General features: G+C 73.0%; 7 protein-coding genes. All 7 read right to left on the reverse strand.

Going from position 1 to position 6,296, the window contains the following annotated elements; genetic code table 11:
* Positions 1-6: 6 nt before the first annotated feature.
* The 7 genes from groL to B4M60_RS04530 all read right to left on the reverse strand — a co-directional run bounded on the left by groL (position 7) and on the right by B4M60_RS04530 (position 6,279).
* Positions 7-1,629, reverse strand: coding sequence for a chaperonin GroEL (gene groL, locus B4M60_RS04500; protein ID WP_291080682.1), 1,623 nt, complete (start codon positions 1,627-1,629; stop codon positions 7-9).
* A 122-nt stretch (positions 1,630-1,751) separates the two neighbouring features.
* Positions 1,752-2,039 carry a co-chaperone GroES gene (gene groES, locus B4M60_RS04505; RefSeq protein ID WP_017837219.1) on the reverse strand — a complete coding sequence of 96 codons (288 nt, stop codon included), beginning with the start codon at positions 2,037-2,039 and terminating at the stop codon, positions 1,752-1,754.
* 182 nt (positions 2,040-2,221) lie between these two features.
* The gene (gene tsaD, locus B4M60_RS04510; protein WP_291080717.1) at positions 2,222-3,247 is read right to left on the reverse strand and encodes a tRNA (adenosine(37)-N6)-threonylcarbamoyltransferase complex transferase subunit TsaD; all 1,026 of its coding nucleotides are present in this window, start codon (positions 3,245-3,247) and stop codon (positions 2,222-2,224) included.
* Positions 3,248-3,255: 8 nt separating this feature from the next.
* Complete coding sequence (gene rimI / locus B4M60_RS04515) at positions 3,256-3,774, reverse strand: ribosomal protein S18-alanine N-acetyltransferase (RefSeq protein WP_291080687.1); 519 nt, start codon at positions 3,772-3,774, stop codon at positions 3,256-3,258.
* Positions 3,771-4,511, reverse strand: coding sequence for a tRNA (adenosine(37)-N6)-threonylcarbamoyltransferase complex dimerization subunit type 1 TsaB (gene tsaB, locus B4M60_RS04520; protein WP_291080689.1), 741 nt, complete (start codon positions 4,509-4,511; stop codon positions 3,771-3,773). Before tsaB ends, rimI begins: the two co-directional genes overlap by 4 nt.
* Positions 4,512-4,516: 5 nt before the next feature.
* The gene (gene tsaE, locus B4M60_RS04525; RefSeq protein WP_291080691.1) at positions 4,517-5,029 is read right to left on the reverse strand and encodes a tRNA (adenosine(37)-N6)-threonylcarbamoyltransferase complex ATPase subunit type 1 TsaE; all 513 of its coding nucleotides are present in this window, start codon (positions 5,027-5,029) and stop codon (positions 4,517-4,519) included.
* Positions 5,026-6,279 (reverse strand): alpha/beta fold hydrolase, encoded by a 1,254-nt coding sequence (locus B4M60_RS04530; RefSeq protein WP_291080693.1) that lies wholly within the window; start codon positions 6,277-6,279, stop codon positions 5,026-5,028. The genes tsaE and B4M60_RS04530 overlap by 4 nt, the downstream gene beginning before the upstream one ends.
* Positions 6,280-6,296: the final 17 nt, after the last annotated feature.

Raw genomic sequence — 6,296 nt, forward strand, 5'->3', positions numbered from 1 at the left:
CCGATGTCAGTGAGAATGGCCGGCGTGCGAGTGAGCGTCGCCGCCCCGCTCCTCGGGCTTCTCGACGATCGCGGTCTCGGTGGTGAGGACCATCCGCGCGACCGAACAGGCGTTGACGACCGCCGAGCTGGTGACCTTGACCGGGTCGATGATCCCCGCCGACACCAGGTCGCCGTACTCGCCGGTGGCGGCGTTGAAGCCGTCCCGCGGGCCGAGGCCGGACACCTTGTTGACCACCACGGAGCCGTCCTCGCCCGCGTTGGCGGCGATCCAGAACAGCGGTGCCGAGAGCGCCTTGCGGACCACGTTCACGCCCACGGCCTCGTCGGCGTCGGCGGTGTCCGCGGCCAGCCGCTCGAGCGAGGCCGCGGCCTGGACGAGCACGGAACCGCCACCGGCGATCACGCCCTCCTCGACCGCGGCCTTGGCCGAGTTGACCGCGTCCTCGACGCGCAGCTTGCGCTCGGTGAGCTCGGTCTCCGTGGCCGCGCCCACGCGGATCACGGCGACTCCGCCGGAGAGCTTGGCGATGCGCTCCTCGAGCTTCTCGCGATCCCAGTCGGAATCGGTGGCCTCGGCCTCGCGACGCAGCTGCGCCACCCGGGCGTCGACGTCCGCCTGGTCACCGTCGCCGTCGACGATGATCGTCTCGTCCTTGGACACGGTCACGCGGCGGGCGTGGCCGAGCACCTCGAGGCCGCAGTCCGAGAGCTTCATGCCCAGGTCGGGGCTGACGACCTGACCCTTGAGGACGATCGCCAGGTCGTCCTGGAACGCCTTGCGCCGGTCCCCGAAGTACGGGGCCTTGATCGCGACGGCCTTGAGGGTCTTGCGGATGGAGTTCACGACCAGGGTCGACAGCGCCTCGCCGTCGACGTCCTCGGCCACGATGAGCAGCGGCTTGCCGGTCTCGGCGACCTTCTCCAGGAGGGGGAGGAGGTCGGGGAGGGAGCTGATCTTCTCGCGGTGCAGGAGGATCAGGACGTCCTCGTAGATGGCCTTCTGCTCGTCGGGGTCGGTGACGAAGTACGGGCTGAGGTAGCCCTTGTCAAAAGCGATGCCCTCGGTCACGGTGACCTCGGTCAGCAGACCCTGCGACTCCTCCACGGAGACGACGCCGTTGACGCCGACCGCGTCCATGGCCTCGGAGACCATGCGACCGATCTCGGGATCACGCGAGGACACCGTGGCCACCTGGGCCACGGCCTCGGACCCGGAGACCGGGGTGGCCGCGGACCTGAGGAACTCCACGACCGCCGCCGACGCCTTCTCGATGCCCTTGCCCATGGACATGGGGTTGGACCCGGCGGTGACGTTGCGCAGACCCTCACGGATGAGGGCCTGGGCCAGCACGGTCGCGGTGGTGGTGCCGTCACCGGCGACGTCGTTGGTCTTGGTGGCGACGCTCTTGACCAGCTGCGCACCGAGGTTCGCGAACGGCTCGGAGAGCTCGATCTCGCGGGCGATGGAGACGCCGTCGTTGGTGACGGTGGGGCCACCGAAGGCCTTGGCCAGCACGACGTGCCGACCCTTGGGGCCGAGCGTGACCTTGACGGTGTCGGCGAGTTCGTCGACACCGGCGAGCATGCCCTTGCGGGCCTCCTCGTCGAACGCGATCAACTTGGACATGGATGGACTCCTGGGGAGAAAAAGGGTGTTCGGGACGGGCGGGACGAGCAGCGTGAGACACCACCGCCCCGGCGGGGCCGGTCACTGTCCGGCGCCACCGGGGCGGGGGTTACGAGCTCACGTCAGTCGATGACCGCGAGAACGTCGCGCGAGGAGAGGATCAGGTACTCCTTGCCCTCGTACTTGATCTCGGTGCCGCCGTACTTGGAGTAGATGACCTTGTCACCCTCCTTGATGTCCATGGGGATGCGGTCACCGTCCTCGTCGAAGCGGCCCTTGCCGACCGCGACCACGGTGCCCTCCTGGGGCTTCTCCTTGGCGGTGTCCGGGATGACGAGGCCGGACGCCGTGGTGGTCTCGGCAGCGGTGGCCTCGACGAGAATCTTGTCCTCAAGCGGCTTGATCGCCACGATGGATCCTCCGTGTGTAGATGGTGATGTGTGTTCTGGGGGGCGGGATCCGGGGTGGCGTCGTCGCGGGTGACGCGGCCGGGTCCATGCCTATTGGCACTCTATATGTGCGAGTGCCAGCACTCAAGTGCCCCGGGTGCCCGATCGGCCCGATTCGCCGAGGGCGAACACCCGGGCAGGCCTCACCTCACCTGCGTCACCCCGACCGGCAGCCCCGGGTCGACGGCCACCGTGAGGGCGCTGGGCTCGGCCCCCGAGGCGAACAGCGCCGACGCCACGCCCACCACCATCGCCCCGTTGTCCGTGCACAGGCGTGGGCGGGGGACCCTCAGGGTGATGCCCGCCTCGGCGCACCGCTGCGCGGCCAACTCCCGGAGCCTGGAGTTGGCCGCCACCCCTCCGCCCACTAGGAGCGTGTCCACGCCGAGGTCGGTGCAGGCCCGGACCGCCTTCATGGTGAGCACGTCGGCGACGGCCTCCTGGAACGAGGCCGCGACGTCCGCCACGTCCACCCGGACGCCGTCCCGCTCCGCGGCCTCGATCCGCCTCGCGACGGAGGTCTTGAGCCCGGAGAAGGAGAAGTCGTGACGCGCGTCCCGGGGGCCGGTCATGCCGCGCGGGAACGCGATGGCCGCGGGATCGCCGGACGCGGCGAGCCTGTCGATCGCCGGACCGCCCGGGTAGCCCAGGCCCAGCAACCGCGCCACCTTGTCGTAGGCCTCCCCCGCCGCGTCGTCGACGGTCGAGCCGAGTTCCACCACGGGCTCGGTCAACGACGTCACGTGCAGCAGCTGCGTGTGCCCGCCGGAGACGAGCAGCGCCACGCACTCGCCGAGCGGGTCACCGTCAAATCCCGCCACGGCCACGTGCCCGACCAGATGGTTGACGGCGTAGAACGGCGTCCCCCACGCCGCCGCGTAGGCCTTGGCCGCCGACGAGCCCACCAGCAGCGCTCCGGACAGCCCGGGTCCGATGGTCGTGGCGACCGCGTCGGGCCGGTCGACCCCCGCGTCGGCGAGCGCCGCCCGGACCGTCGGCACTAGCGCCTCGAGGTGTGCCCGGGAGGCGATCTCGGGAACCACCCCGCCGAACCGCGCGTGCTCGGACATCGACGAGGCCACCACGTCGGAGAGCAGTTCGACCCGACCGTCGTCGTGGATCCGCGCGACCGCCACCCCCGTCTCGTCGCACGAGCTCTCGATCCCCATGACCGTTCTCACGGGCCACTCCCCTCCTCGGTGTCGCGGTGCCCCGCCCGGGGCACCGCGGACCGGACCATCAGGTAGGCATCGGCCATGCTCGGCCGGTAGTAGCGGGGCCGCACCCCCGCCACCTCGAAGCCGTGCGCGAGGTACAGCGATCGCGCCGGCAGGTTGTCGGTGCGCACGTCCAGCACCACCGGTGCGGACTCCGCGTCCGCCAGGTCGAGCAGGCGACGGAGCATCGTGCGCCCGATCCCCCGCCCCTGGTACGCGGGGTCGACCCCGATGGTGTGCACCTCGAACTCCCGGTCGCCCGGTCGCCCGAGCGCCGCGAGCACCGCGTACCCGACCAGCCGCTCGCCCGCCCGGGCCGCCACGCACGTGGTGTGGCGGGACCCGATCTCGGACAGGAACGCCGCCGCCGACCACGGCCCGTCACCGGCGAACAGGATCCGCTCGAGGCCGGCGCAGCCCGTCGCGTCCTCGGCGGTGAGCGGCCCGTAGACCACCCCGTCCGGATCCGTCCCGCTCATCGGCGCGGGCCGCCACTGCGGTCGACGCCCCGCAACGCCCGCGACGGCTCCACCCTGCGGGGCGGAACCGCGTCCGGCCGCCTGAGGTAGAGGGGTTCGAGCGGGGCCGGGGTCACGCCGCGCAGCAGGTCTCCGGCCGCGACCCTGACGAGCCCGGCGGGGTCCGGCGAGACCGGGCCGGGCGCGACCAGACCCGCCGCGGCCGGGGACGCGGCGCCGACGACCTCGGCGAGCCGGGCGGGGTCGCCCACCAGGTGGTCGACGCCCTCCACCGCGATGTCGGCGGCGGGGCCGACCGTCGGTCCGGAGACGCGGGCGCCGTCCGCGGAGTAGCGCGCGTGGTAGGCCTCGCGGCGCCGGGCGTCGGTGACGACGACGAGCTCGCCGACCACCCCGGCGGCGCGCGCGGTCTCCGCGAGCCCGTCGAGCGAGACCACCCCGTACACCGGTCGCCCGATCGCGTCCGCGAACGCCGCCGCGGTGGCCATCCCCACCCGCAGCCCGGTGAACGGCCCGGGACCGACCCCCACCACCACCGCGTCGAGCTCGGCCGGGGCGAGTCCCGCCTCGGCGAGGCTGTCGAGGATGTGGGGGGTGAGCAGCTCCGCGTGGGCGCGAGCGTCCTCGGTGACCCGCGAGGCGAGGGTGGTGACGACCGGGCGGCCGTCGCCGCGCACGAGGCGGCAGACCCCCGCGGTGACGGCGGGGGTGGAGGTGTCTACGGCGAGGACCAGCACACCGGTCAGGGTACCGCCGGGCCCGGCGCGCCCCCGGCCCGGTGCCAGACCGCCGAGCGCACGTCCGTGTCCTCGCCGCGGCTCAGCGTGACGACGAGCGGGTCGGCGACCAGGGAGTCGACGAACCCCGCGCCCCATTCGACCACCACCACGTCGCGGTCCAGCGCGGAGTCCAGGTCGAGCGATTCGAGCTGGTCGGCCAGGTCCGCCCGGCCGGGCCGACCGCCGTGGGGGTCCTCGCCCCCGAGCAGGCGATACGCGTCCACGTGGACCAGCCCCGGCCCGTCCGCGGTTCCCGGCGCGTGGCGGCGCGCGATGACGAAGGTCGGCGACGTCACGCGCCCGCGGACCCCGAGCCCGGCGGCGATCCCCGAGGCGAGCGCGGTCTTGCCCGCGCCGAGGGGCCCGTCGAGCACCACCACGTCCCCGGCCCGCAGCAGTCCGGCCAGCTCCGCCCCGAGCGCGTGGGTGTGCTCCACCGAGGGCAACTCGCGTTCCCCCGGCACCCCGATCGTCACGAGGCCTTGCTGTGCCCCGCCGGGGGGCCGCCGCCCTCCTCGGCGGCGCGGATGCGCGTGCGCCACTCGACGATCGCGTCCGCGATGAGGTCACCGAGGACCTCGGAGACGTGTGCGGGCTCCTCCATCATCACCATGTGACCGCACCCCGGGACCACGACGAACTCCGCGTCCGGCAGCGCCTCCGCGATGTCCACGGACCGGTCGAGCGGGGTGAGCAGGTCGCGGTCGCCGCACAGCACGGTGGTGCGCACGGACCGCAACACGGGCATCGCGGCGGTCTCGTCGTGTTGGGTGAGGGTCTCGAAGAAGTTCGCGATGGTCAGCACGTCGGTCGACGCGATGAGCTTGTCCACGAACCTGGCGACGGTCGGGCTCATCCTGGCCGGGTCGCCGAACGAGCCACCGTAGATGAACGGGGAGATGAGCGCGCCGAGGGCTCGTCGCCCGCCGGTGAACACGCCGGGGGTCCGTCCGGCGAGACCCGCGACCCTGGCGACGGTCCTGCTGTCGAGCACCGCGCCGAGCCCCGCCTCGGACAGCTCGGCCATGGCGGTGGCGACCAGCCCCACCCCCAGGACCCGCTCGCGGACGGACCCGGGGTGGCGGGCGGCGTAGCCCATGACGGTCATGCCCCCCATGGAGTGACCGATCACCACGATCGGGCCCGTCGGGGCCGTCGCCGAGACGACCGTGTCGAGGTCGGAGGCGAGCTGCGCGATGGTCGAGTTGGCACGGGAACTCTTCCCGCTGAGGCCGTGACCGCGCTGGTCGTAGAACACCATCCGGACCTCGGACCCGAACCGGTCCTGCAGGTGCCGGCGCTGGAAGTGCCAGGAATCCATCGAGAGCGTGTAGCCGTGGGCGAACACCACCGTCATCGGGGCGTCGGTCGGCCCGGCCTCGCGCACGGCCAGCGGGACGCCGTCCGAGGCGGCGACCATCGAGCCGCGGTCCACGCCCAGTTCCCACATGTCCTCGCCCGCCCACGGGTCGTTGGCCCGCCGCCCGGGCAGGAGCGTGCCGACGGATCCGATGGTGGCCGCCCCGAGTGCGCTGAGCCCCGCGGCCAGGCCGCCGGGCGTGCGGATCTGTTCCGCCACCGCCTCGACGTCAGCCGGATCCCCGCCGACGAGCTCGGGGGGCCGGACCTCGACCGGCTCCTCCCCCGGGGTCCGGGTGGGGCGGCGGGGCAACCGGATCCGCGGCCTACCCCCGCGACGATCCGCGGTGTCCTGGTTCTCGCTCATCGTTGACCCTCCCTGTG

Origin of the sequence: Dietzia sp. UBA5065, assembly GCA_002415925.1 — a bacterium.
Lineage (GTDB): Bacteria > Actinomycetota > Actinomycetes > Mycobacteriales > Mycobacteriaceae > Dietzia.

What these genes read in the sequence shown, in the direction of transcription:
- groL (WP_291080682.1), bottom strand. Translation starts at nt 1,629, where the DNA reads ATGTCCAAGTTGATCGCGTTCGACGAGGAGGCCCGCAAGGGCATGCTC.
- tsaD (WP_291080717.1), bottom strand. Translation starts at nt 3,247, where the DNA reads ATGGGGATCGAGAGCTCGTGCGACGAGACGGGGGTGGCGGTCGCGCGG.
- rimI (WP_291080687.1), bottom strand. Translation starts at nt 3,774, where the DNA reads ATGAGCGGGACGGATCCGGACGGGGTGGTCTACGGGCCGCTCACCGCC.
- B4M60_RS04530 (WP_291080693.1), bottom strand. Translation starts at nt 6,279, where the DNA reads ATGAGCGAGAACCAGGACACCGCGGATCGTCGCGGGGGTAGGCCGCGG.